18 protein-coding genes are annotated in these 23,098 nt (G+C 71.6%); 7 read left to right on the top strand and 11 right to left on the bottom strand.

The genetic code is table 11. The features are described from left to right. Nucleotides 1–186: 186 nt before the first annotated feature. Complete coding sequence (locus WMI84_RS04025) at nt 187–945, bottom strand: SDR family oxidoreductase (protein WP_347350724.1); 759 nt, start codon at nt 943–945, stop codon at nt 187–189. Between the two features lie 43 nt (nt 946–988). Between WMI84_RS04025 and WMI84_RS04030 the strand changes: the two genes are divergently transcribed. Next, a complete protein-coding gene (locus tag WMI84_RS04030; protein WP_347350725.1) occupies nt 989–1,777 on the top strand; it encodes an exodeoxyribonuclease III in 789 nt (262 codons plus the stop codon). A gap of 25 nt (nt 1,778–1,802) precedes the next feature. Here the strand turns inward: WMI84_RS04030 and cynS are convergent, their stop codons facing one another. After that, nucleotides 1,803–2,252 carry a cyanase gene (gene cynS, locus WMI84_RS04035; RefSeq protein ID WP_347350726.1) on the bottom strand — a complete coding sequence of 150 codons (450 nt, stop codon included), beginning with the start codon at nt 2,250–2,252 and terminating at the stop codon, nt 1,803–1,805. Between the two features lie 115 nt (nt 2,253–2,367). On the opposite strand from cynS, the gene WMI84_RS04040 reads away from it, so the two are divergent. After that, nucleotides 2,368–4,425 (top strand): transglycosylase domain-containing protein, encoded by a 2,058-nt coding sequence (locus WMI84_RS04040; protein ID WP_347350727.1) that lies wholly within the window; start codon nt 2,368–2,370, stop codon nt 4,423–4,425. Here WMI84_RS04040 and WMI84_RS04045 read toward each other — a convergent pair. Continuing rightward, nucleotides 4,379–6,088, bottom strand: a complete 1,710-nt coding sequence (locus WMI84_RS04045; protein ID WP_347350728.1) for an MFS transporter — start codon at nt 6,086–6,088, stop codon at nt 4,379–4,381. The two genes, WMI84_RS04040 and WMI84_RS04045, sit on opposite strands and share 47 nt — an antisense overlap. Nucleotides 6,089–6,100: 12 nt before the next feature. Beyond that, nucleotides 6,101–6,814, bottom strand: a complete 714-nt coding sequence (locus WMI84_RS04050; RefSeq protein ID WP_347350729.1) for an LppX_LprAFG lipoprotein — start codon at nt 6,812–6,814, stop codon at nt 6,101–6,103. Between the two features lie 102 nt (nt 6,815–6,916). Here WMI84_RS04050 and WMI84_RS04055 point away from each other — a divergent pair, with 102 nt between their 5' ends. The 3 genes from WMI84_RS04055 to WMI84_RS04065 are packed head-to-tail and all read left to right on the top strand — an operon-like array spanning nt 6,917 to nt 9,970. Continuing rightward, nucleotides 6,917–8,107, top strand: a complete 1,191-nt coding sequence (locus tag WMI84_RS04055; RefSeq protein ID WP_347350730.1) for a hypothetical protein — start codon at nt 6,917–6,919, stop codon at nt 8,105–8,107. Next, entirely contained in the window at nt 8,104–9,060 is a 957-nt protein-coding gene (locus WMI84_RS04060; protein ID WP_347350731.1) for an ABC transporter ATP-binding protein, read from the top strand. The genes WMI84_RS04055 and WMI84_RS04060 overlap by 4 nt, the downstream gene beginning before the upstream one ends. Beyond that, the gene (locus tag WMI84_RS04065) at nt 9,047–9,970 is read left to right on the top strand and encodes an ABC transporter permease subunit (protein WP_347350732.1); all 924 of its coding nucleotides are present in this window, start codon (nt 9,047–9,049) and stop codon (nt 9,968–9,970) included. Before WMI84_RS04060 ends, WMI84_RS04065 begins: the two co-directional genes overlap by 14 nt. 80 nt (nt 9,971–10,050) lie before the next feature. Here WMI84_RS04065 and WMI84_RS04070 read toward each other — a convergent pair whose 3' ends face one another. Then, complete coding sequence (locus WMI84_RS04070; protein WP_347350733.1) at nt 10,051–11,679, bottom strand: long-chain-fatty-acid--CoA ligase; 1,629 nt, start codon at nt 11,677–11,679, stop codon at nt 10,051–10,053. 178 nt (nt 11,680–11,857) lie between these two features. Here WMI84_RS04070 and WMI84_RS04075 point away from each other — a divergent pair, with 178 nt between their 5' ends. Further along, a complete protein-coding gene (locus WMI84_RS04075) occupies nt 11,858–12,463 on the top strand; it encodes a hypothetical protein (protein ID WP_347350734.1) in 606 nt (201 codons plus the stop codon). A gap of 665 nt (nt 12,464–13,128) precedes the next feature. Here WMI84_RS04075 and clpB read toward each other — a convergent pair. The 5 genes from clpB to WMI84_RS04100 all read right to left on the bottom strand — a co-directional run bounded on the left by clpB (nt 13,129) and on the right by WMI84_RS04100 (nt 20,233). Further along, nucleotides 13,129–15,687, bottom strand: a complete 2,559-nt coding sequence (gene clpB / locus WMI84_RS04080; RefSeq protein WP_347350735.1) for an ATP-dependent chaperone ClpB — start codon at nt 15,685–15,687, stop codon at nt 13,129–13,131. Nucleotides 15,688–15,934: 247 nt separating this feature from the next. After that, nucleotides 15,935–17,395, bottom strand: coding sequence for a glycoside-pentoside-hexuronide (GPH):cation symporter (locus WMI84_RS04085; protein WP_347350736.1), 1,461 nt, complete (start codon nt 17,393–17,395; stop codon nt 15,935–15,937). Between the two features lie 4 nt (nt 17,396–17,399). Beyond that, nucleotides 17,400–18,260 (bottom strand): sugar phosphate isomerase/epimerase, encoded by an 861-nt coding sequence (locus tag WMI84_RS04090; RefSeq protein WP_347350737.1) that lies wholly within the window; start codon nt 18,258–18,260, stop codon nt 17,400–17,402. Between the two features lie 96 nt (nt 18,261–18,356). Then, the gene (locus tag WMI84_RS04095) at nt 18,357–19,409 is read right to left on the bottom strand and encodes a Gfo/Idh/MocA family oxidoreductase (protein ID WP_347350738.1); all 1,053 of its coding nucleotides are present in this window, start codon (nt 19,407–19,409) and stop codon (nt 18,357–18,359) included. Next, a complete protein-coding gene (locus tag WMI84_RS04100; protein ID WP_347350739.1) occupies nt 19,406–20,233 on the bottom strand; it encodes a sugar phosphate isomerase/epimerase family protein in 828 nt (275 codons plus the stop codon). The genes WMI84_RS04095 and WMI84_RS04100 overlap by 4 nt, the downstream gene beginning before the upstream one ends. A gap of 180 nt (nt 20,234–20,413) precedes the next feature. On the opposite strand from WMI84_RS04100, the gene WMI84_RS04105 reads away from it, so the two are divergent. Then, complete coding sequence (locus tag WMI84_RS04105) at nt 20,414–21,583, top strand: Gfo/Idh/MocA family oxidoreductase (RefSeq protein ID WP_347350740.1); 1,170 nt, start codon at nt 20,414–20,416, stop codon at nt 21,581–21,583. 84 nt (nt 21,584–21,667) lie between these two features. On the opposite strand, the gene WMI84_RS04110 is transcribed toward WMI84_RS04105, so the two are convergent. Then, nucleotides 21,668–23,095: a glycoside-pentoside-hexuronide (GPH):cation symporter gene (locus tag WMI84_RS04110; protein WP_347350741.1), complete on the bottom strand. Its 1,428-nt coding sequence runs from the start codon at nt 23,093–23,095 to the stop codon at nt 21,668–21,670. Nucleotides 23,096–23,098 lie beyond the last annotated feature (3 nt).

The raw sequence follows: 23,098 nt of genomic DNA on the forward strand, positions 1-23,098 counted from the left end.
CAGAGTGGCCCAGGACGAGTTGGCGGCACCGGCGTCATCCACAGGCCACTGCCCACGACACCTGCAACCGGTCCCACCTCTCGAGGCCTGCACCCGTGCAACCCCACGACACCTGCAACCGGTCCCACTTCCCGAGGGCCGGTCAGTGGGACTCGGTCAGCGGGGCTCCGGGCGGTGGACCTGGACCTACCGGGCCCGGGCGCGTACGAGCGATCTCGGCACGACACGGAGCAGCCCGACGATGGCCTTGTACTGCGCTCCCGGCACCGAGAGGACCCGGCCCTTCTCGACATCCGCGAGCGCGTCGGCGACCAGGCGCCGAGCGTCGAGCCACATGAACCCCGGCGTCGAGTCCATCCGGATCCCCGCCCGCTGGTGGAACTCGGTGTGCGTGAAACCCGGGCAGAGCGCCGTCGCCGTCACCCCGGTGCCGGCCAGCTCGCTCGCCAGACCCTCGGTGAAGGTCGTCACCCAGGCCTTCGCGGCCGAGTACGTCCCGGAGGCGATGAACCCCGCGACCGACGAGACGTTGACGATGCGGCCCCGCCCCCGTGCCGTCATCGCCTGCGCCCCCGCATGGGACAGCACCAGGACGGCTCGCACCAGGACGTCGAGGTGCCGCTCCTCGTCGGCGATGTCGTTCTGCAGGAAGCGGCCCTTCAGGGCGAACCCGGCGTTGTTGACGAGCACGTCCACGGGTCGGTCCGGGTCGGCCAGCCGGTCGGCCACCCGCTGCAGCTCGGCCCGCACCGCGAGGTCGGCCGGGAGCGTCTCGACGTGGGCGGCATACCTGTCGGTCAGCTCGGCGGCCACGCGCTCGAGGCGAGCGGTGTCGCGGGCGACGATCACGAGGTCGTGGCCCCCGGCGGCGAGCTGGCGGGCGAACTCGAGGCCGATCCCGGACGTTGCGCCGGTGACGAGGGCGGTGGGCTTGGGCAGTGGCATGCCGCCACCCTAGGCGCCCTGCCGGGCAATATGGTTGGGGGCCATGCGCATCGCCACCTGGAACGTCAACTCCATCCGCTCCCGGATCGACCGGGTCGCGGCGTTCCTCGAGCGGAGCGACGTGGACGTCCTGGCGATCCAGGAGACGAAGGCGCGCGACGACCAGTTCCCCTTCGACCGGTTCACCCGGCTGGGCTACGAGGTCGTGCAGCACGGGGTCAACCAGTGGAACGGCGTGGCGATCGCCTCGCGCGTCGGCCTCGAGGATGTCCGCACCGGGTTCGAGGGTATGCCGGGCTGGGGCGACCCGCTCGCGCCGGAGGCCCGCGCGCTCGGGGCCCGGTGCGATGGGGTGCGCATCTGGTCGCTCTACATCCCCAACGGGCGGTCCCTCGAGGACCCGCACATGACCTACAAGCTCGAGTGGCTCGCCGCCCTCACGACCGCCGGGCGGGCCTGGCTGGCGGCCGATCCCACGGACCAGATCGCGCTGCTCGGCGACTGGAACGTCGCGCCCTTCGACGAGGACGTCTGGAGCGTCGAGTACTACGAGGGCAAGACCCACACCTCGCCGGGTGAGCGGGCCGCGTTCCAGGGCGTGCTCGACGCGGGTTTCACGGACGTGGTGCGCCCGTTCCTTCCAGGCCCGGGCGTCTACACCTACTGGGACTACACGCGGCTCGCGTTCCAGAAGCGGCGCGGCATGCGGATCGACTTCGCGCTCTGCTCCCCCGCCCTCGCAGCACGAGTCACCGGCGCCTCCATCGACCGCGAGGAACGCAAGGGCAAGGGCGCCTCCGACCACGCGCCGGTCGTCATCGGGGTGAGCTGACCGGTCGAGGTGCAGGCCGACCCGCTCACCAGCTGTAGTCGAGGAACTTTCCGTCGAACGTGACGACGACCCGGTCACCGCCGGGGTCAGCGCGACGGGAGACGTCGATCTTGAAGTTGATCGCGCTCATGATGCCGTCGCCGAACTCCTCGTGGATCAGCTCCTTGATGGTCGGGCCGTAGACAGCGACGGCCTCCAGGAAGCGGTAGATCGTCGGGTCGTTCGCAGCGTCGCCCAGCCCGGTCCGGTAGGGCTGCGCCTGCAATGCGGCGACCGCCTCGTCGTCGAGGTCCAGCAGCGCACCGAGACGCTCGGCGTCCCGCTCGGCGACCGGGTGCTGCCCGAGCAGGGCCGCGGTGGTCCACTCGACCGGCCGGTCGATGTGTTCGGCCAGCGCACGCCAGGTCAACCCGGCCCGGTTCTTGGCCGTGCGCACCTGCTCGGCGGCCCGCTCCTTCGCGGCGTTCATCGACATGGTCACTCCTCAGGATCCGGAAACCGACCTCCCGTCGGCGGACCCCCAACCCTAGCCGGGCGTGCGCCCTCGGACGTCCAGCAGACGTCCAGACTGTCGGCCTACGGTCGAGGGAATGGCTCACCGGAACGCAGCGACCCGGACCGTCACGTTGCTGACCGCCTTCGTCGGCGTGGCGGTCCTGCTCGGTGTCCTCGCCGCCGGGGTCGCCGCCCCGCCGGTAGCCGCGCTCGGCCGGCTCGCGCAGGCCGGGGACGACGCGTTCAACTCGCTGCCGAGCTCGTTCACCGTCAACCCGCTCGCGCAGGGGTCGCGGATCCTGGCTGCTGACGGCTCGGTCATCGCCACCCCGCAGGACGAGTACCGCATCGTGGTCCCGCTTAGCAAGGTCGCCCCGATCATGCGCCAGGCCCAGGTCGCCATCGAGGACAGCCGGTTCTACGAACACGGGCCGGTCGACCCGGAGGGCATCGGGCGGGCGCTGCTGGAGAACCTGCGCACCGGGGCGGCGACCCAGGGCGCCTCCACCCTGACGCAGCAGTTCGTCAAGCTGAGCCTGCAGGCCCAGGCCCTCGCGGCGGGCAACGACGAGGCCGCCCAGGCCGCCACCGCCAAGACCCTCGTGCGCAAGCTGATCGAGCTGCGCTACGCGATCGGGCTCGAGCAGACCTGGACCAAGGACCAGATCCTGCAGGGCTACCTCAACATCGCCTACTACGGCGACGGCGCCTACGGCGTCGAGGCCGCGTCCCGGCACTACTTCGACGTCCCGGCCAGCCGGCTCAGCCTGACCCAGGCCGCCACCCTCGCCGGGCTGGTCCAGAGCCCGAGCACCACCGACCCGGTGCACCACCCGAAGGCCGCCCAGGCCCGTCGCGACGTCGTGCTGGATCGGATGCACGAGCTCGGGATCATCAGCGACACCGCGTGGGCCAAGGCCAAGCGGCGCCCCATGAAGAAGGACCTGCACGTCACCGAGCCCCCGAGCACCTGCGCGGCGTCCCCGGATCCGTACTTCTGCCAGTTCGTCATCGCCTGGCTCATGCAGCAGCCCGCCCTGGGCCGGACCGAACAGGCCCGCCACGACCTGCTCTACCGCGGTGGGCTGACCATCCGCACCACCCTCGAGCCCAAGGTCCAGCAGATCGTCGACAAGTCGATCCGCGAGGTCGCTCCGGAGCGGAACGGAATCGGCGTCTCGGCCGCGGCCTACGTCACCGAGCCGGGCACCGGCAAGGTCCTCGCCTTCGGCCAGAACACCCAGTTCGGCCTGACCTCGAAGAAGGGCGTCACCGCGATCGACTACTCGGTCGACAAGGCGTACGGCGGGTCCGGCGGGTTCCAGTTCGGCTCCACCGCAAAGGCCTTCGCGCTCGTCACCGCCATGAAGCAGGGCCTCGGGCTGCACGCCACGGTCGACGCCCCGCACGCGGACGCCCACGACTACGCGACGTTCACACCCGACCAGTTCCCCCAGCCGTGCGGCCTCTACCAGCCGTGGCACGTCTACAACGACACCCCGGGCGGCGGGCGCATGTCGCTGATGAACGCGACCGCGATGTCGACCAACACCGCCTTCGTGGCGCTGGCCGAACGGCTCGGAGTGTGCCACATCCGGGACACGATGCTCGCCTTCGGCATGCACGACGCGAACGGCGCGCCGATCGGCAAGTACCCCCCGCAGGTCATCCTGGGCGCCCAGACGGTCTCGCCGCAGACGCTCGCCAACGCGTATGCCGCCATCGCCGCGGACGGCACGCTCTGCCAGACCTACCCGGTCACCGAGGTGCTGCGCGGCGGCAAGCCGATGTGGCAGCCGAAGCCGTCGTGCCAGCAGGTCGAGCCGTCCGGGCCGGTGAAGCAGGCGACGCAGTACCTCATGTACAACATGACCAACGGCTCGGGCATCCGCAACCAGCTCGACGGCCGCCCCTCCGCCGGCAAGACGGGGACCGCGGACGGCAACTCCCAGTCCTGGTTCGTCGGCTTCACGCCGCAGCTGGCGACCGCGGTGTGGGTCGGCAACCCGACCGACCCCACGCGCCGGATGTTCGACGTGTCCATGGCCGGCAAGTTCTGCGCGTCGATGACCGGAGCCTGCTACGCCGCGCCGATCTGGAAGCGGATCATGAACCGGACCCTGGACGGCGAGCCGGTGCTGCCCATGCCGTAGTGCCGAGGGTCAGCGCCAGCACCGCACCGAGCAGCGCCGCGACCGCCCCGCCGAGCAGGACCGTCTGCACCTGCACGACCCCGGCGCCGATGAGCGCCTCGGTGTCGAACGGGTCGGGCAGCCGGCGCACCGCCTCGTAGTATCGCCGCAGCCCGAGCGAGGTGAGCAGGGCGAGCCCGACGATCATGCCCACCATGCGGGCGACGACGACCAGGGCACTGGCGACGCCGTGCGCCGACGGCGGCGCGTCGGCCAGGGCGGCGTCGTTGACCGGCGCGATCGCCAGCCCCATCCCCAGGCCGACGACGACCAGCACGACCGTTGCCCCCACGGCGTCGTCCAGCGAGTGCGGTCCCCACCGTGACATCGCCACCAGGCCGGCGCCGGCGAGCGCCAACCCGACCGCGGCGACAGGCCCGTCGCCGAACCGCCGAGTAGCCAGGCCCCCGAGCAGCGCGCCGACCGGGACGGCGAGCAGGAAACGGACCAGTACGAGCGCCGCGCCGGTCTCGTCCCGGGACAGGGTGAGCCTGGCCAGCAGCGGGACGTCGACGATCACCGCGACGAGGGCTGCGCCCACCAGCAGGCTGACGGCCTGGGCACGCAGGCCCAGGCCGTGGACCACGCCCCTGGGGACGAGCGGGCTGGGGGCCCGGCGGTGCCACCACGCCAGAACGGCGAGGGCGAGCGCGCCGACCGGGAGCAGGACCAGCCCGAGCGACCCGACGACCTCGCGCTCCGGGTCGGCACTCGCGAAGCTCAGCACCAGCGCGCCCAGCGCGACGGCGACGAGCACGGCCCCGAGCAGGTCCGCTCGGCGCAGCACCGGCCACCAGCGTCTCGCCGTCAGGCCCGCCCCGACCACGAGGAGACCGAGTGACACCAGCCCGGCCGGGGTCAGCACCCGGGACTGCCCGACGAACGGGACGAACGGCACCCCGAGCGTGACGTCGGTGACGAGCCGCTCGGGCGCGGCCAGCGCCAGGCCTCCGAGGAGCAGCCCGAGCCCGGCCGACGTGGCGGCCGCGCTGCCCGAGGCCCGCCGGACACCCGAGGCCCGCCGGACACCCGAGGTTCGGCGGCCCCCGAAGGCCAGGACAGCGGCATACAGGATGACCCCGGCCACCACGTTGGCCCAGAAGATGGCCCGCCACCCCGACCAGGCCAGGATCGCGGCACCGAGCAGCGGGCCGAGCACCGACCCGAGCTCCTGCACCGCCCCGACGACACCGAGCGGGGCGCCCCGCGCGCCGACGGGCCACAGGTCGGCGACGAGCGCCAGCGTCGCGGGCACCAGCCCCCCGCCGCCGACGCCCTGCAGGACGCGACCGCCGACGAGGACCGACAGGTCGACCGCGAGCGCGGTCACGGCCGACCCGACCACGAACACCGCCAGGCAGGCGAGCAGGACCCGCTGCCGGTCGAGCAGGTCCGAGAGCCGGCCGACCAGCGGGAGCACCGCGACGTAGCCGAGCAGGAACCCCGAGATGATCGGGGTGGCCTCCTGCAGCGCCTCGATCCCGATGCCGACGCCGGCCATCATGTCGGTCAGTGCCAGCACGACGACGTAGCTGTCGGCCGCCGCGAGAGCCACCGCGACCGACGCCACCGCGAGCAGCGCGCGGCGCGGCTCCGAGCCGGCAGTCCCGAGGGCGACGGTCACGGACGCACCGGGTCAGGTGGGTCTGGTGATGGTGACCGGCTCGCCGTAGCGGTCCAGCACGAGGCTGTACGTCGAGGGCGTGCCGTCCTCGAAGAAGGGCCCCTCGATCGAGACCTGGCGCAGCTGGTTCGCCTCGGTGAGCAGGTAGGTGGCGCGGTAGGCAGCGGACCTGTCGCCGGTGCGCAGCAGATCGAACACCGCGGTGCCCGGCAGGTCGCCGGTGATCGTCATGAGGACCTCCGCGCCCCTACGGGTCTGCGCGCCCAGCACCGGTGCGCCGGTCGCCGTGACCAGGGTGGTCAGGCCGCGGTCCGGCGAGAGCAGCAGACCCGGGTCGGGAAGCCCGTAGTCGGCGGGGTCGATCCGGTGGATCCCCGGCACGAACGGCAGCCGGGCCCAGACCTCGCCGTCGACCGAGGTCACCTCGGCGTCGGCCGGCACGCCGGCGACGGCGATCTTGAAGCTGCCCTTGAACGCCGGCGGGTGGGCCCCCCAGCCCTCGCCGGCGAGCAGGCCGCTGGCGTCGTCGGGGACGCCGGAGCTGGTCAAGGTCACGTGCACCGACGTCGCGGCGTCGAGGCCGGAGCGAGCGGCGGCGAGCCGCTGGGCCGGGGTCAGCTCGGCCTGCTGGGTCGGTCGGGGTGTCGCGTCGCCGGTACAGGCGGCCGTCCCGACCAGGCACAGGCCGCTGAGGAGGGCGGCCACGACCCGGCCCGACGTTCGCATTGGTAGAGGGTATGCCGCTGGGCTCGGGTGCGCTCGCCACGTGGCCGGAACCGCGCCGATCCGGATTCCCGATCCGGGGCGTCGAGGGCGCACCATAAGGACATGACGTTCTTCGGCGCGCACCCGTGGACCCGCTGGGTCGTCCCCGTGGCGGCATTGGGGGTCATCGGCGCGTCCGCGGTGGTCACGAACCAGCAGGCCGACGCCGACCCCGGCCTGCCCCCTCGCACCGCCGCGCAGCTGCTCGCCGCCGTCCGCTCGGCCGACGTGGACGCCCTGTCCGGGACGGTCGTGCAGACCGCCGACCTCGGCCTGCCCCAGCTGCCCGGGCTGACCGGTGGCGCCGGTCCTGCCGCCGGGTCGAGCAGCCCCGCCTCCGGCGACGGGACCTTGTCGATCGCCGCCCTGCTGACCGGGTCGCACACGTGGCGGGTCTGGTTCGACGGCCCGAGCCGGCAGCGGCTCGCGCTGCTCGACGGCTCGAACGAGACCGACCTGATCCGCGACGGGCACGAGCTCTGGCTCTGGTCCAGTGCGGACCGCTCCGCGGTCCACCGCCGGATCCCCACGCTGATGCACCCGGTGGCCCCCGGCCCGGACGCCCGCCCCCCCGCGGACCTGTCGCCCACGGTGCCGCACACCCCGGGCCAGGCGGCAAGCCGGGCCTTGGCCATGATGGGAGCCGACACGACCGTCACGACCAGCGCCACGGCCACCGTCGCCGGCCGCCCCGCCTACGAGCTGGTCCTGACCCCGAAGGACTCGGCCACGCGGGTCGCCTCGGTCCGGATCGCGATCGACGGGCAGCGCCATGTCCCGCTGCGGGTGCAGGTCTACTCGACCAAGCTCGCCAACCCGGCCTTCCAGGTCGGGTTCACCTCGGTCGACTTCGGTCGTCCCGACCCCAGCATCTTCGCCTTCACCCCGCCACCCGGCACCACCGTCACCGACAAGGGCACCGTGACGCTGCCGACCGCTCCGCCGCGGAAGGGCACCACCAACCCGGCCCCGACCGCACCCGGCGGGTTGCAGGGGGTCAAGGTGGTCGGCTCCGGTTGGAGCACGGTCCTGGTCGGGCGCCTTCCGCTCGACGCTGCCGACCGCGGCACCGCCGGTGACCCACGGGCCTGGCTGGACGGCATACGCTTCGCGCTGCCGCGTGTCATGGGCAGCTGGGGGCGGGGCCGGCTGCTCGAGGGCACGCTCTTCTCGGTCGTCTTCTCCGACAGCGGCCGGGTGGCGGTCGGCGCGGTCGCACCGGACCGGCTGTATGCCGCTCTGGCGGCGGCGTGACGCAACCGCTCGTCGCGCCCCGGCCGCGTCCCGCGATCGAGACGCGCGGGCTGACCAAGCTGTTCCGGGGCAAGGCCGCCGTCGACGGCATCGCGCTGTCGGTGCCGAACGGCAGTGTGTACGGCTTCCTCGGACCGAACGGCTCGGGCAAGACGACGACCATCCGGATGGTGCTGGGTCTGGTACGCCCGTCGGCGGGCACCAGCAGCCTGCTCGGCGAGCCGATGCCGGGTGCGGCGCGGCGGGTGCTGCCGAGGGTGGGATCGCTCGTCGAGGGGCCGGCGTTCCACCCCTACCTGTCCGGCCGGAGCAACCTCGCGCGGCTCGACTCGGCCGACCTCACGGCCGACCCCCGCACCAGCCGGCACCGGATCGACGCGGCGCTCGACCGGGTCGGGCTGCTGGCCGCCGCGGGCAAGCGCTACCGCGCCTACTCGCTCGGGATGCGCCAGCGACTCGCCATCGCCGCTGCCCTGCTCATGCCACGGGACCTGCTGGTGCTGGACGAGCCGACGAACGGCCTCGACCCGCAAGGGACTCGCGAGGTGCGGCATCTCGTGGGCGACCTGGCCTCGGACGGCACGACGGTCTTCGTCTCCAGCCACCTGCTCGCCGAGGTCGAGCAGATGTGCACCCACCTCGGGGTGATGAGCGAGGGCCGGCTCGTCGCCCAGGGCCCCGTCGCAGAGGTGCGCGGCGGCGGCGCATCGGTCGCGTTCGTCCGCACCCGGCAGGCCACGGAGGCGGTCGGGGTGCTGACCCGTCTGGGGCTCGGCGGCATCGAGCGCGTTCCCGGTGGGGTGCGGGCCGACCCCGGCGAGGTGGAGCCCGAGCGGATCGTCGCCGCGCTGGTCACCGACGGCGTCGGGGTGCGGGAGTTCACGGTGTCGCGCCGCAGCCTCGAGGACCTGTTCGTCTCGCTGACCGGGGAGGGCTTCGATGTCAGCGGCTGACCCGGCCGGTGGTGCCGACCCGGGGGCCGGCAGGAGGCCCGGCGCGCGGGACGTCCCGGCGGCGGCATCCCCGGTGGGCTCCGGACCGGGCACCTGGTCGCGCCACCTGCGGCTGCTGCGCTCCGAGCTGCGCCTGATCGCCGGCCGCCGGCGCAACCAGATGGGGCTGCTCGTGCTCGCCGCGGTCCCGGTGCTCATGGCCGTCGCCGTGAAGCTCAGCTCGCCCGGCGACCAGGGCGGACCGGACCTGTTCGGGTCGATCACCGCGAACGGGCTGTTCGTCCCGCTCGCGGCGCTCGGCGCCGAGGTGGGCCTGTTCCTGCCGCTCGCGATCGCGATGCTGTCCGGCGACGCCGTCGCGGGCGAGGCACACACCGGCACCCTGCGCTACCTGCTCACGGTGCCGGTCGGGCGCACCCGCCTGCTCGTGACCAAGTACGTCTCGCTCTGCGTCGGGGCGCTCTGGGGGGTCGCGGTCATCGTCGTGCCGGGTGCGATCGTCGGCATCGCGATCTTCGGCACCGGGCCGCTGCCCACGCTCTCCGGCACCGCACTGCCGTTCGGCAGCGCGGTGTGGCGGGTGGTGCTGGTCAGCCTCTACCTCGCGGCGGGCCTGGCCGCCCTGGCCGCCGTCGGCCTGTTCATCTCGACCCTGACCGAGCAGCCGCTCGCGGCCACGGTCGCCCTGATGATCTTCACGATCCTGTCCTGGATCCTCGACACGGTGCCGCAGCTGGACTGGCTGCACCCCTGGCTGCTGGTCGACCGGTGGATGGCGTTCGTCGACCTGCTGCGCGACCCTCCGTTCCTGGACACCATCGGGCCGGGCCTGCTGGTCGACCTCGGCTACGCGGTCGTCTTCTGGCTGCTCGCCTGGGCCCGGTTCGCCGGGAAGGACGTCACGAACTGACCGGTCGGCCAGGGCGCGCCGATGCCGGCCACCGGACCCGGACTTCGGTGTCGGTCAGGGAGCCTTCATGCGGGGCCCGGTCACCCCTTGATCCGGCTGGTGTGGCCGGCCCACTCCCGCTCGCGCAGGTTGTACTTCTGGATCTTGCCGGTCGAGGTCTTGGGCAGCTCGGGGATGATCTCGACCTCTCGCGGCGCCTTGAAGTGGGCGATCTGGTTGCGGACGTGTTCGACCAGCGCCGCCGGCTCGACGGTCTGGCCGGCCCGGACCACGACGAAGGCCTTGGGACGCTCACCCCACTTGTCGTCGGGGGCGCCGATGACAGCCGCCTCGAGGACCGCGGGGTGCGAGAGCAGGGCCCGTTCGACCTCGACGGTCGAGATGTTCTCCCCACCCGACACGACGATGTCCTTGGCGCGGTCGCGCAGCTCGACATAGCCGTCCGGATGCAGCACCCCGAGGTCTCCGGAATGGAACCACCCACCCCGGAACGCCGTGGCCGTCGCCTCCGGGTCGTTGAAGTAGCCGGTCATGACGTTGTTGCCGCGCATCACGATCTCACCCATCGTCAGGGCGTCGCCGGGAACGTCGTCCATGGCCTCGTCGACCACGCGGATCCGGTCGGCGCACACCATGCCGACCCCCTGCCGGGACATCAACCGGGCAAGCTCCGCGACCTCGAGCTCGGACCAGCCGGGCTGTCGCTCGCAGATGGCGTACGGCCCGTACGTCTCGGTGAGGCCGTAGACATGCACGATCGTGGCGCCGAGGCGCGCCATCTGCTCGATGATCGTCGGGCTCGGCGCCGCGCCGGCCGTCGTCACCACGACCGGGCGCTCGAGCGGGTGGGCGCCGGGATGGTTCGCGATCGTGCTCATCACGACCGGGGCACCGTCCAGGTGGGTGACCCCTTCCGTGTCGATGAGCCGCCAGATCTCGGCGGCGTCGACCGACCGCAGGCATACGTGGGTCCCACCCGCGCCGGTCACCCCCCAGGTGGTGCACCAGCCGTTGCAGTGGAACATCGGCAGGGTCCACAGGTAGACGCTGTCCGTGCCGAACCCCGAGTGGATCTGCTCGCCGAGCGAGTTCAGGTAGGCGCCCCGATGGTGGTACATGACGCCCTTGGGTCGGCCGGTCGTCCCGGACGTGTAGTTGAGCGTGATCATCGCGGTCTCGTCAGGGACCGTCCACGGGAGCGGCTCGTCCGTGCCGCGGGCCAGCAGCCCGTCGTAGTCGGGGCCGGTCAGGGCGGGGGTGTCCGGGCCGGGAGCGGCCGGGTCGGTGACCGTCACGACCTCCTCGACCGACTCGGGCAGCTGGAAGCCCAGAGTCCCGAGCGGGACCGCGAGCTCGGCATCGACGACGAGAATGCGTGCGCCCGAGTGCTCCAGGATGTAGGCGACCTCCTCCGGCGACAGCCTGGTGTTGATGGACACCAGCACGGCCCCGGCGAGCGGAACCCCGAAATGGGCGATGAGCAGCTCGGGCAGGTTCGGCATGAGGTAGGCCACGCGGTCGCCAGGCTCGATCCCGGACGCCTGCAGGGCGCGAGCCAACCGCGTCGCTGCTGCCGCGAACTCGCGGTAGGTGAGTCTGCGGTCGCGATACACGACAGCGTCCTTGTCCGGGAAGACGTCCGCCGAGCGGGCGAGCAGCGAGAGTGGCGTGAGTTCCGTCCGGAAGACCGCCTGGGACCCAGCGTTCATCGTTGACCTCCAGATCGTGGCTTGTTCTCGTCATCCTGCCACTCGCGGTGCACACGGGCGGTGCCGCGCGGCGAGGGCTCGGGGCCGGTCGCCACCGGCGGCCGGTCAGCCGGTACGACGGGTCGCTAGGCTCGTCACACGAGACACCCGTTGGTGCAGACGCCTGGAGGGAGACGGCATGGTCCTGGCCGGCCTCATCCTGATGGCCCTGGGCGTCCTGGTGGGCGCCGTGTCGATCGTCGCCGCCAAAGGTGCGGCCGGTCCCGTGCACGTGGACGCCTTCGGCCTGCAGCGGGACGCGTCCGCGCTCGAGCTGGTCATCGTCGGCGGCGTGGCCGTCCTGCTCTTCTGCCTCGGATGGGCCGCCATCGCCGGCCGGGCGCGGCACCGCACGCGGATCCGGCGCCAACAGCGCGAGGAGGAGCGCCTGGCCGACGTGGAACGGGCGGCGAGCGCCGAGCGCACCGAGCACGAACGACGCATGCAGGAGGGCGGGGTCCGGGACGAGGACCTGAAGCGGCGCGAGGCCGAGCTGGTCGCCCGCGACAAGGCGCTGGTCGCCCGGCAGGACCAGCTGGACCTCCGCGAGCAGCACCTCGACCGGCGCGAGACCGAGTGGCGCTCGCAGGTGCGCCCGTCCGTGGCCGACGTCGTGACCGGCCGCGCCAAGGGCAGTGTCGCCGAGGGCACCGCGCAGTGGGTGGACGACAGCGCCGGAGGGCCGGACCCCGCCCACCCGGCGAACCCAGACCACCCAGACCATCCCGCGGACCCACGTCCCTGACTCCCTCGACAGTGCAGCAACCCCGATCGACAGCCTGACTCCCTCGACAGTGCAGCAACCCCGATCGACAGCCTGACTCCATCGACAGTGCAGCAACCCCGATCGACAGTGCAGTTCACTGCGCTCTCGATCAGGAGGAGTGCACTCTCGAATCGAACGGCTGCGCTCTGGCACGCCGCCGCCGTCGGCCGGACCGACCCACGGCGCGTCGACGAGGCCGCCGGTCATGCGTGCCATTCATTCGGAGCGCGGTGCCGAGATGGTCGGCGAGGACCGGTGAGATGAAGGCAGACGCCGGCCCGGTCTGGGCACGCGCCGCGAGGAGCGACACCTCGGAGTCCGGACGGAAGCGGGAGACGGCGCGGTCCAGCTCGGCCAGGTACTCCCGGACGATGCGACCGGCGGTCGGTGCGCAGTGCGGGTCGGTCGTCAGGATCGTGTGTGTCGAGCTGATCGCTCGGAACGAGACACGTCCGAGGATCGGTGAAAGTCCGGCGCCACTCCGTGAGAGGCCGACGGCCGGGACCGCTCGATGCCGAAAGGTGCACTCTCGACGAGGAATCGTGCACTCTCGATGCCGAAAGGTGCACTCTCGACGAGGAAACGTGCACTCTCGATGAGTAGGGGACGGGCCCGAGGGACGGACTCAGACCGTCAGCCCCGCATCAGCCCAGCGTCAGCGCACCGCCGGTGGGGTCCACGTCGACGGTGACGGTCTGCCCGTCGCGCACCTCGCCGGCCAGCAGCGACCGGGCGAGCCGGTCGCCGATCTCGCGCTGCACCAGCCGACGCAGCGGCCGGGCGCCGTACGCGGGGTCGTAGCCGCGCTCGGCCAGCCAGGCACGCGCCGCGTCGGTGACCTCGAGCACGATCCGACGGTCGCGCAGCCGGGACCCGAACAGGCGCACCTGCAGGTCGACGATGTGGGCCAGGTCCTCCTGCGAGAGCGCATCGAAGACGATGACCTCGTCGAGCCGGTTCAGGAACTCCGGCTTGAAGGCTGCCCGCACCGCGGCCATGACCGAGGCGCGCTTCTGCTCGTCGGACAGCAGCGGGTCGACGAGGAACTGCGACCCGAGGTTGGAGGTCAGCACCAGGATGACGTTGCGGAAGTCGACGGTGCGGCCCTGGCCGTCGGTCAGGCGCCCGTCGTCGAGCACCTGCAGCAGGATGTCGAACGTCTCCGGGTGGGCCTTCTCCACCTCGTCGAGCAGCACCACCGAGTAGGGCCGGCGCCGCACGGCCTCGGTGAGCTGGCCGCCCTCCTCGTAGCCGACGTAGCCGGGAGGCGCGCCGATCAGCCGCGCCACCGCGTGCCGCTCGGAGTACTCGGACATGTCGATCCGGACGATGGCCCGCTCGTCGTCGAACAGGAAGTCGGCCAGCGACTTCGCCAGCTCGGTCTTGCCGACGCCCGTGGGCCCGAGGAACAGGAACGAGCCGGTTGGCCGGTCGGGGTCGGACACGCCCGCGCGGGTCCGGCGGACGGCGTCGGAGACGGCGCGGACCGCCTCGGTCTGGCCGACCAGCCGCGCCCCGATGACCTGCTCCATGTGCAGCAGCTTCTCGGTCTCTCCCTCGAGCAGCCGCCCTGCGGGGATGCCGGTCCACGACGAGATGACGTCGGCCACGTCGTCGGCCCCGACCTCGTCCTTGACCATCGGCCCGTCGCCGGAGGGTGCGTCGGCACCCTCGCGCTCCTGGGCCGCACGAAGCTGCTTCTCGAGCGCCGGGATGTCGCCGTAGAGCAGCTTCGAGGCGCCCCCGAGGTCGCCCTCGCGCTGCAGCCGGTCGGCCTGGGTGCGCAGGTCGTCGATCTGCGCCTTGATGTCGCCGACCACGTTCAGGCCGGCCTTCTCGGCCTCCCAGCGCGCGGTGAGGGCGGCCAGCTCCTCGGACCGGTTGGCCAGGTCCTCGCGCAGCCGGGCCAGCCGTTCCCGCGAGGCCTCGTCGGTCTCCTGCTGCAGGGCGAACTCCTCCATCCTGAGCCGGTCGACGGCCCTCTGCAGCTCGTCGATCTCGACCGGCGAGCTGTCGATCTCCATGCGCAGCCGGGAGGCGGCCTCGTCGATCAGGTCGATCGCCTTGTCCGGCAGCTGCCGGCCGGAGATGTAACGGTCGGACAGCGACGCGGCGGCCACCAGAGCGGCATCCGCGATGGTCACCTTGTGGTGCGCCTCGTAGCGCTCCTTGAGGCCACGCAGGATCGCGATGGTGTCCTCGACGGAGGGCTCGCCGACGAAGACCTGCTGGAACCGCCGCTCGAGCGCCGCGTCCTTCTCGACGTGCTCGCGGTACTCGTCGAGCGTCGTGGCCCCGACCAGCCGCAGCTCGCCCCGGGCGAGCATCGGCTTGAGCATGTTGCCGGCGTCCATGGCGCCTTCACTGCCGGCGCCGGCGCCGACGACCGTGTGGATCTCGTCGATGAAGGTGACGACCTGCCCGTCGGAGCCCTTGATCTCCTCGAGCACGGCCTTGAGCCGCTCCTCGAACTCGCCGCGGTACTTCGCGCCGGCGAGCATCGCCCCGAGGTCGAGGCTGATCAGGCGCTTGTCGCGCAGGCTCTCCGGCACGTCGCCGGCCACGATCCGCTGGGCGAGGCCCTCGACGACGGCGGTCTTGCCGACGCCCGGCTCGCCGATCAGCACCGGGTTGTTCTTGGTCCGCCGGGACAGCACCTGCACGACCCGGCGGATCTCGGTGTCGCGGCCGATCACCGGGTCGAGCCGGCCCTCCCGGGCCATCTCGGTCAGGTCGGTGCCGTACTTCTTCAGCGCCTCGAAGGTGCCCTCGGGGTTCTCGGAGGTGACCGGTCGGCCGCCTCGCAGCTCCGGGATGGCCTGCTCGATGGCGTCGGCGTCCAGACCGAACTGGCCGCTGCGGGCGAGCGCGAGCAGCAGGTGGTCGGTCGAGACGTAGCTGTCGCCCATCGCCGTCATGTACTGCTGGGCCTGCTGGATCACCGCGGCGGTCGTGCGCGACAGCTGCGGCTGCGCGCCCCCGGTCACCTGCGGCAGCGCCGCCATCGCCCGCTCGGCCGTGGTGCGCGCCGCGGCCACCGACGAGCCCGCCTTCTCGAGCAGCGTGGGGGTGGTCGTGCCCTGCTGGGCGGTCAGCGCGAGCAGCAGGTGGGCCGGCTCGACGTTGGGCGAGTGCTTTGCCGCCGCGGTCGTGGCGGCCTGCGCCAACGCCTCCTGGGCCTTGTTGGTCAGCTGAAGGTCCATGGGTCCTCCTGGTCAAGGGACGAGATCAGTCGATACAACCATGTCAAAGTTGAGCCTATTCCACTCAACTACAGCCCTCCCGTATGCCGCTCAGCCCACTCCGGCGCGAGCCCGGCCGCACGCGCGGGGCGGGTGCTCGACGAGATGCTCGCCCGACGAAAACCCCTGGCAGCCCGGCCGCACGCGGGGGGCGGGTGCGCTGCGCCCGGATCCGCGCGCCCGGCGGCCGACGGACACCGTGCTCCCGTCAGTCGACGGCCCGGCCGTCGGAGGCGGTCGCCCGTCCCCGGGCCGCCTTGCGGGCCTCGGTCTCGTCGCGGATCTCGCGGAACCGCCGGTCGGTCAGCGGGTACCGCCAGAACACCGCCATCGCGACGAGCGCGGCGACCGCGGGGATCAGACCCATCGTGACCCGGATCGCGGTGACGGCCGACTCCGGCTGGACCGGGTCGGGCACGGCCGCCGTGGCGGACAGGTAACCGCCGAGGGCGAGCGCCGCGGCGCCGAGAGCGCCACCGATCGACTGGGTGATCTTGCGGGTGAACGAGAAGATCGCGTAGGTCGCCCCCTCGGACCGCTTGCCGGACTTCCACTCGCCGTACTCGACCGTGTCGGCCTCGAGGCCGAACATCACCGTGTTGATCAGCGCCGCGCCGATCCCCTTGACCCCGAGGAAGACCAGCGCCGGAGCGACCGCACCGGCCGGGGTGAGGAAGAGTGCGACGCCGCCGGCGACGGTGAACAGGCCGCACCACTGGAACAGCGCCGTCTTGCCCCACCGCTCGACCGCCGACGGGATGAAGGGCGCGGCCACGATCGAGATGCCGCTGTTCACCAGCACGATCGGGCCCATCCACCTGATGTCGCCCATGACGTACTGGGCGTAGTAGGCCGAGGCGCCGCCGACCGCGAACAACCCGGTCAGGTAGCAGAAGCTCGCCGCGCAGAGCAGGGCGAGCGCGGTGTTGTGGCGCAGGGTCTGCCAGGTCTCGCGCAGCGAGACCCGCGGCTGGGTGCGCACCACCTGCTCCCGGCACCAGAGGAAGGTCAGCAGGTAGGCGCCGGTGCCGACGAGCACGAAGGCGAGGGTGGTGTGCGTGAAGACGGCCTGCACCTGCGCCTGGTAGCGGCCCGGGGTCAGCGTGCCGCGCTGCGCCTTCAGGGCGGAGATCTGCGGGGCGATCACGTAGGTCAGCACGATGCCGCCCGCCGCGGCGCCGAAGAACCGGGCAGCGACGAGCCTGGCCCGCTCGCGCACCGACTGGGTCATCGCCGAGGCGAGCGAACCGTACGGGATGTTGACCAGGGAGTAGGCCAGGCCCAGGACGGCATAGGTCAGGTACGCGTAGAGCAGCTTGGTACCCAAGTCGAACGAGGCGGGCACGTGGAAGGTGAGGAAGCTGAGCAGCAGCAGGGGCACCGCGCCGAAGAGGATGAACGGGCGGAACTTGCCCCACCTGGTCATGGTCCGGTCGACCAGGCGGCCGGCGGCCACGTCGGCCACGGCGTCCCAGAGGCGCACGACGAGGAACATCGTCGCCACGGCCGCCGCCGACAGGCCGGCCACGTCGGTGTAGTAGTAGAGCAGGAAGGACGTGCCGAGCGAGAAGGCGAGGTTGTTGGCAAAGTCGCCGGAGGCGTAGCCCACCACCGCGCGCTTGGGCAGCGGCTCGTGGACGCCCTCGCGCGCTGGCGGGACCTGGCTCACCCGCTCACAACAGCGCTTCGTAGCCCGCCGCGACGAGGTTCTCCCGGGAGGTCACGAGACAGTCGAACGGGTCGCGCCCGTACTGGTCGTCCTGCTCGATGAACAGGTACTTCGCCCCGGCGGCGATGGCGGTGTCGATGATCTCGGGCCAGTCGAGCGTGCCCTCCCCGACCTCGGCGAACTGCACGATGCCGGTGAAGGCGGACATGAAGGCCGCGACGTCACCGGCCCGGAGCGCGTCGAACGCCGCGGGGTCCATCGGCCCGATCCGGTAGTCCTTGAGGTGGACGAGGTCGACGAGCCCGGCGTACTTCTGCAGCGTCCGCACGGGGTCACGACCGCCGCGCTGCACCCAGTGCACGTCGATCTCGAGGCGCAGGTTCGGCGCCTGCTCGCGGATGATGTCGAGGACCTGCACGCCGGCGACCTTGGCGAACTCGATGTGGTGGTTGTGGTAGTACAGCCCGATCCCGGCGTCGGCCAGCCGCGCGGCGATCTCGTCGGCCTGCCGGCAGAACCGCAGCAGCTCGTCGTACGAGGCCATCGCCTCGAACGGCATCATCCCGATGCGCACCATGTCCGCGCCCAGTGTGCGGGCGTCGCCGACCACCTTGTCGAAGTGGCTCGTCAGCGAGTCGTTCGGCGCCCCCTCCGGCGCCTGGACCGCTGCCGACAGGGCCCCGAAGTCGACGCCGAGGTCGTCGCGCGCGCGCCGCATCTGCGCGACGTTCTCCGGCGTCATGGGGATCTGCGAGACCTCGACGGCTCGGAAGCCGATCTCGGTCAGGCGCCGCAGCGTCTCGTAGGGCCCCGCCTGCTCGACCTTGGAGCGCAGCATCATCATCTGGACCCCGATGGTTGCCATCACATCCCCTTCTGTTCGCGAGTTCGATCGACTCTGTGTCTCGAGTTCGACAGGTTTCGAGCTCGACGCCGGTCCGGCATCGTGCCGCGTCGGCCGTCACGACCCGCCGGCCGGTGGCGTGGCACGCGACTGGGCGTAGACGTCGGTGACGATCCGCAGGGACTTCAGCGCCTCGGCCGGGCTGATCCAGAACGGCTCCGGGTCGTCGAGCCGGTCGTAGAAGTCGGCGATCAGCACCTCGTGCGAGACGCCCCAGTAGGTGCGCCCGGCCGACGGGGCGGCCCGCTCGGTGACGTGCTCGACCCGGCCGTCGGCGTAGGCGATCCTCAGGTCCCGGTTCAGCGACAGGGTGCCGTGCTCGGCGGTCACCTGCAGCGTCACCGGGTGGTTGGCGACGGCGCACAGGGTGCCGAAGAACACGCTGCGCGCGCCACCGTCGTGGTGCAGCACCATCTCGGCGGTGTCCTCGACCTCGATGACGTCGCCGTACAGGCGGGTCGCGGCCCGGCCGGACACCTCGACGACCTCGCCGAGCAGCCACTGCAGCAGGTCGATCGTGTGCAGGGCCTGGTTGATCAGCAGGCCGCCGCCGGCCCGGTCCCACCTGCCGCGCCACGGCTTGACCCGGTAGTACTCGGGCGCGCGGGTCCACATGACCGTCGCCGTGGCGCCGACGACCCGGCCCAGCTCACCGGAGTCGAGCACCGCGCGGGCGGCCTGCGCGGTGGTGTTGTAGCGGTTCTGCAGGCACACGCCCACCTTCGTCGAGCCGGTCTCGGCCGCCCGGACCAGCTGCTCGGCGGCGGCGACCGTGTGGGCCAGCGGCTTCTCGACGAGCACGGGCGTGTCCAGGTCGAGGCAGGCCAGAGCCACCGGCACGTGCTCGTCGTGCGGGGTGCACACGTGGACCACGTCCGGCCGCACCTGACGGACCATCGCCTCGACGTCGGCGAAGCCCGGGACGCCTTGCGCGGCAACGGCGCCGGCCAGCGTCTCGGGGTCACTGTCGCAGACCGCCACCAGCTCGATCCCGGCGATGGCCTCGATCGCCTCGAGGTGGACGGTGGCCACGTCGCCGCAGCCGACGACCGCCGCCCGACGCGGCCGTGTGCCGGTCGTGGCCCCGCCCGGCTGCTCGGTGGCCGTCACCGGTACTCGATGCCCTCGGCCTGCAGCAGGCCGGTGAAGGCCTTGAACGCCTCGGTGAACAGCTCCGGGCCGGAGAACCCGCCGAGCGCGTGCGCCTGGCTCAGGTGCGGCTCGAGCGAGAAGAACCCGTCGAACCCGTCCGCGCGCAGCGCGCGGATCGTCTCGACCAGCTCGCCGTCACCCCGGCCGGCGGCGACGACCTCGCCGGTGGCCAGATGCGCGTCCTTGATCTGGACGTACTCGAGCAGCGGCCGGATCTGCGCGTACGCCTCGGTGAAGGGGCGCACCCCGACCTGCACGAAGTTCGCGGCGTCCCAGGCCGCCCGCAGGTTCGGAGAGCCGACGGACTCGAGGATGTCGACGCAGCGGCGCGGGATGTCGCCGTAGATCTCCTTCTCGTTCTCGTGGAGCATCACCACGTCGCCCTCGGCCGCGACCTGTGCCAGCACCCGCATCCGGCGCAGCACCTCGTCGCGGTGGACGTCGGGGTCGTCACCGGGGCTGATGAAGAACGAGAAGACCCTGATGTACCTGGCCCCGAAGTGGTGTGCGACCTGCACCGCGTGCTGCGCCCGCGCCACGTGCGGCTCGAACGGCTCGTCGATGCGGATCTTGCCGATCGGCGAGCCGATGCTGGACACCTTCAGGCCGTGCGAGTCGAGGATCTGCCTGGCTCGCGCGAGCTGGTCGTCGTCCAGGTCGAGGACGTTGGTCCGCCACGCACTGCGAAACTCCAGGTACGAGAGCCCGAGCCGGGAGACCAGCTCGCACTGCTCCTGCAGGTCGGGTGAGATCTCGTCGGAGAATCCCGAAAGCGTCCACATGACGATGCGCTCCTTTGTCGAGACCTCGGCACGGTCGCGGATATGGCCCTCTGGCAATGTTGTTGACACTATAGCCAGAGCCGGAGCCTCGACAGAGGTCGGGAGCGACGCACCGGGAAGGCCCGTACGTCAGGCCCTTCCGGGAGCGCCGGCACACACCCCAACGAGAGGCTTTCGGCAATGGCAGACCTGGTCAGGCTCGGCATCATCGGGTTCGGCGCGCAGGGATCGATGTACGCGCAGCTGATCTCCACCGGAGCGGTCCCGAACATGGCGATCGGGGCGGTCGCGGACATCGACGCGGCGGCGCTGGACCGCGCCGCGAGCGCCTACCCGGACGTGCCCCGGTACGAGGACTATCACGCGTTGCTCGCCTCGGGACAGGTCGACGCCGTGGTCACCACGGTGCCGCACTACCTGCACCCCGAGATCGGCATCGCCGCCCTCGACGCGGGGCTGCACGTGATGATCGACAAGCCGGCCGGCGTCTACACCGCCCAGGTGCGCCGGCTCAACGAGTTCGCGGCGGCCAGGCCCGGGCTGACCTTCGCGATCATGTTCAACCAGCGCAACAACCCGCTGTACCAGCGGATCAAGCAGATCGTCGACGCCGGCGAGATCGGCGCCATCCGGCACACGAACTGGGTGATCACGACCTGGTGGCGCCCGCAGGCGTACTACGACCAGTCCGCGTGGCGCGCCACGTGGGGCGGCGAGGGTGGCGGCGTGCTGGTCAACCAGGCGCCCCACCAGCTGGACCTGTGGCAGTGGATCTGCGGCACGCCGAAGTCCGTGACCGCCAAGGTCGCCTACGGGTTCCGCCGCGACATCGCGGTCGAGGACGAGGTGACCGCGGTGGTCGACTACGGCGACGGCGCGACCGGCGTGTTCGTCACCGCCACCCACGACCTGGTGGGCACCGACCGCTTCGAGATCCTCGGCGACAGGGGCAAGATCGTCGTGGACGGCTCGAAGACCGCCACCGTGACCCGGCTGGTCAAGGACGAGCGGGAGCTGTCCGACGAGCTGGACGCCGACGCGGTGCGGCGGCTGTTCATGGGCGAGCTGGACGTGTCGCGCTTCTACCAGCAGGAGATCGTCGAGCTCGACTCACCGTGGGGCGTCCAGCATGCCGGGGTCCTGGAGAACTTCGCCGCGCACATCCTCGACGGCACCCCGCTGCTCGCGCCCGGGCACGAGGGCATCAACGGCGTGCGGCTGGCCAACGCCATCCACCTGTCCTCCTGGCTCGGCACCGAGGTCCCCCTCGACCTCGACGAGGCAGAGTACCTGCGCCAGCTGAACGCCCGGATCCGGGCCGAGGGGCGGTTCCCCGAGCGGGTCGACTGACCGGCGAGACGACCGACCCGGCCGGCCCGAAGCCACGTCGCAGCTTCAGGCCGGCCGGGTCGCAGGTTGTCGGCCGGTGCCGGCTCAGGTCGCCGAGTCGGCACCCCGCTTCACGGCGATCTCCTGGGTGATCTCGAGGAACTTCGCCTCGGTCAACGGGTAGCGGGCCATCACGATCAGGGACAGCAGCACGAACCCGGCCACCAGGCCTCCGGACCAGTACTGGATGTTCTGGGCCACGCCGGGGGCCTGCGCGCCACCGGTCGAGGCCACCTCGGAGTTGAACCCGGCATAGGTCAGGGCGAGCCCGCCGACCAGCCCGCCGAGCGCCTGCCCCATCTTGCGGGTGAAGGAGAACACCGCATACGTCGTGCCCTCGGTGCGCTTGCCGCTGGCCCACTCGCCGTACTCGACGCAGTCGGCCTCGAGCGCCCACATCAGGGTGTTCACGCCGTTGATGCCCATGCCGATCAGGAAGAAGGCGAGCAGGCCGAACAGCGGGACCGTGCCGAGCGGAGCCAGCCCGAGCACGATGGCGCCGGCGATGCCGATGCCGCCGAGGATCAGGTAGCCGGTGCGCTTGCCGATCGTGCGCACGACGGTCGGGATGAACGGCCCGACGACGAACAGCGCGACGGTCTGGGCCAGCGTGTTCCAGGCGATGAACTGGGCGTTGCGCTGGACGTAGATGGCGATGTACGCCCCGAGCGTGCTGAACGCGGTCAGGCCCGTCAGGAACAGCACGGCACCACTGGACAGCCACACGAGCGGCTTGTTCGAGACGAGGGTGTGCAGGCTGTCCTTCAGCGAGACCTTCGCGTCCGACCGGGTCACCTGCTCCTTGGTGGAGAACACCAGGAAGAGGTACAGGGCCATGCCCACCACCACGAAGGCGGCCGTCGTAATGAACAACGAGTGCTGCAGCGCGTCCGGGTCCTTGATGTTGGCCTTGATCTGCGGGGCGATGATGAAGGCGAGCGCGAGCACGGCGATGGCCGCACCGTAGCTGCGGAACGTCGCGAGCTTGCCGCGCTCGGCCGGGACCTGGGTCAGCGAGGGCGCCATCGAGCCGTAGGGGATGTTCACCAGCGTGTAGAACAGCGAGCCCATCAGCAGGTACGTGACGTACATGTACAGGACCGCGGCCCCGCCGGAGATGTCCGGGAAGAGGACCTTGGCCGAGTAGATCAGCATGCTCGTCACGAGCAGCGGCAGCGAGAACCACAGGATGAACGGGCGGAACTTGCCCATCTTCCCCGGCTGCCGCGCGTCGATGATCCGCCCGGTGGCCACGTCGGTGAACGCGTCGATGAAGCGCACGACGAGGAACATCGTCCCGATGACCGCTCCCTCGACCCCGACCACGTTGGTGTAGTAGAGGATCAGGAACATCCCGGCCATCGTGAAGGTCAGGTTGTTGGCGGCGTCTCCGGCCGCGTACGCCAGATAGGTCTTCAGCGTGAGCGGCTTGTGCTGGACGGCGGTTCGGGTGCTCGATGCGGCGACGGACATGCG

It is taken from the genome of Intrasporangium sp. (assembly GCF_039812505.1).
GTDB lineage: Bacteria > Actinomycetota > Actinomycetes > Actinomycetales > Dermatophilaceae > Intrasporangium_A.

Bases quoted from the DNA above. Each gene is read 5' to 3' on its own strand.
- WMI84_RS04025 (WP_347350724.1), bottom strand. From the start codon at position 945: ATGCCACTGCCCAAGCCCACCGCCCTCGTCACCGGCGCAACGTCCGGG.
- WMI84_RS04030 (WP_347350725.1), top strand. From the start codon at position 989: ATGCGCATCGCCACCTGGAACGTCAACTCCATCCGCTCCCGGATCGAC.
- cynS (WP_347350726.1), bottom strand. From the start codon at position 2,252: ATGTCGATGAACGCCGCGAAGGAGCGGGCCGCCGAGCAGGTGCGCACG.
- WMI84_RS04040 (WP_347350727.1), top strand. From the start codon at position 2,368: ATGGCTCACCGGAACGCAGCGACCCGGACCGTCACGTTGCTGACCGCC.
- WMI84_RS04050 (WP_347350729.1), bottom strand. From the start codon at position 6,814: ATGCGAACGTCGGGCCGGGTCGTGGCCGCCCTCCTCAGCGGCCTGTGC.
- WMI84_RS04055 (WP_347350730.1), top strand. From the start codon at position 6,917: ATGACGTTCTTCGGCGCGCACCCGTGGACCCGCTGGGTCGTCCCCGTG.
- WMI84_RS04065 (WP_347350732.1), top strand. From the start codon at position 9,047: ATGTCAGCGGCTGACCCGGCCGGTGGTGCCGACCCGGGGGCCGGCAGG.
- WMI84_RS04070 (WP_347350733.1), bottom strand. From the start codon at position 11,679: ATGAACGCTGGGTCCCAGGCGGTCTTCCGGACGGAACTCACGCCACTC.
- WMI84_RS04075 (WP_347350734.1), top strand. From the start codon at position 11,858: ATGGTCCTGGCCGGCCTCATCCTGATGGCCCTGGGCGTCCTGGTGGGC.
- clpB (WP_347350735.1), bottom strand. From the start codon at position 15,687: ATGGACCTTCAGCTGACCAACAAGGCCCAGGAGGCGTTGGCGCAGGCC.
- WMI84_RS04090 (WP_347350737.1), bottom strand. From the start codon at position 18,260: ATGGCAACCATCGGGGTCCAGATGATGATGCTGCGCTCCAAGGTCGAG.
- WMI84_RS04100 (WP_347350739.1), bottom strand. From the start codon at position 20,233: ATGTGGACGCTTTCGGGATTCTCCGACGAGATCTCACCCGACCTGCAG.
- WMI84_RS04105 (WP_347350740.1), top strand. From the start codon at position 20,414: ATGGCAGACCTGGTCAGGCTCGGCATCATCGGGTTCGGCGCGCAGGGA.
- WMI84_RS04110 (WP_347350741.1), bottom strand. From the start codon at position 23,095: ATGTCCGTCGCCGCATCGAGCACCCGAACCGCCGTCCAGCACAAGCCG.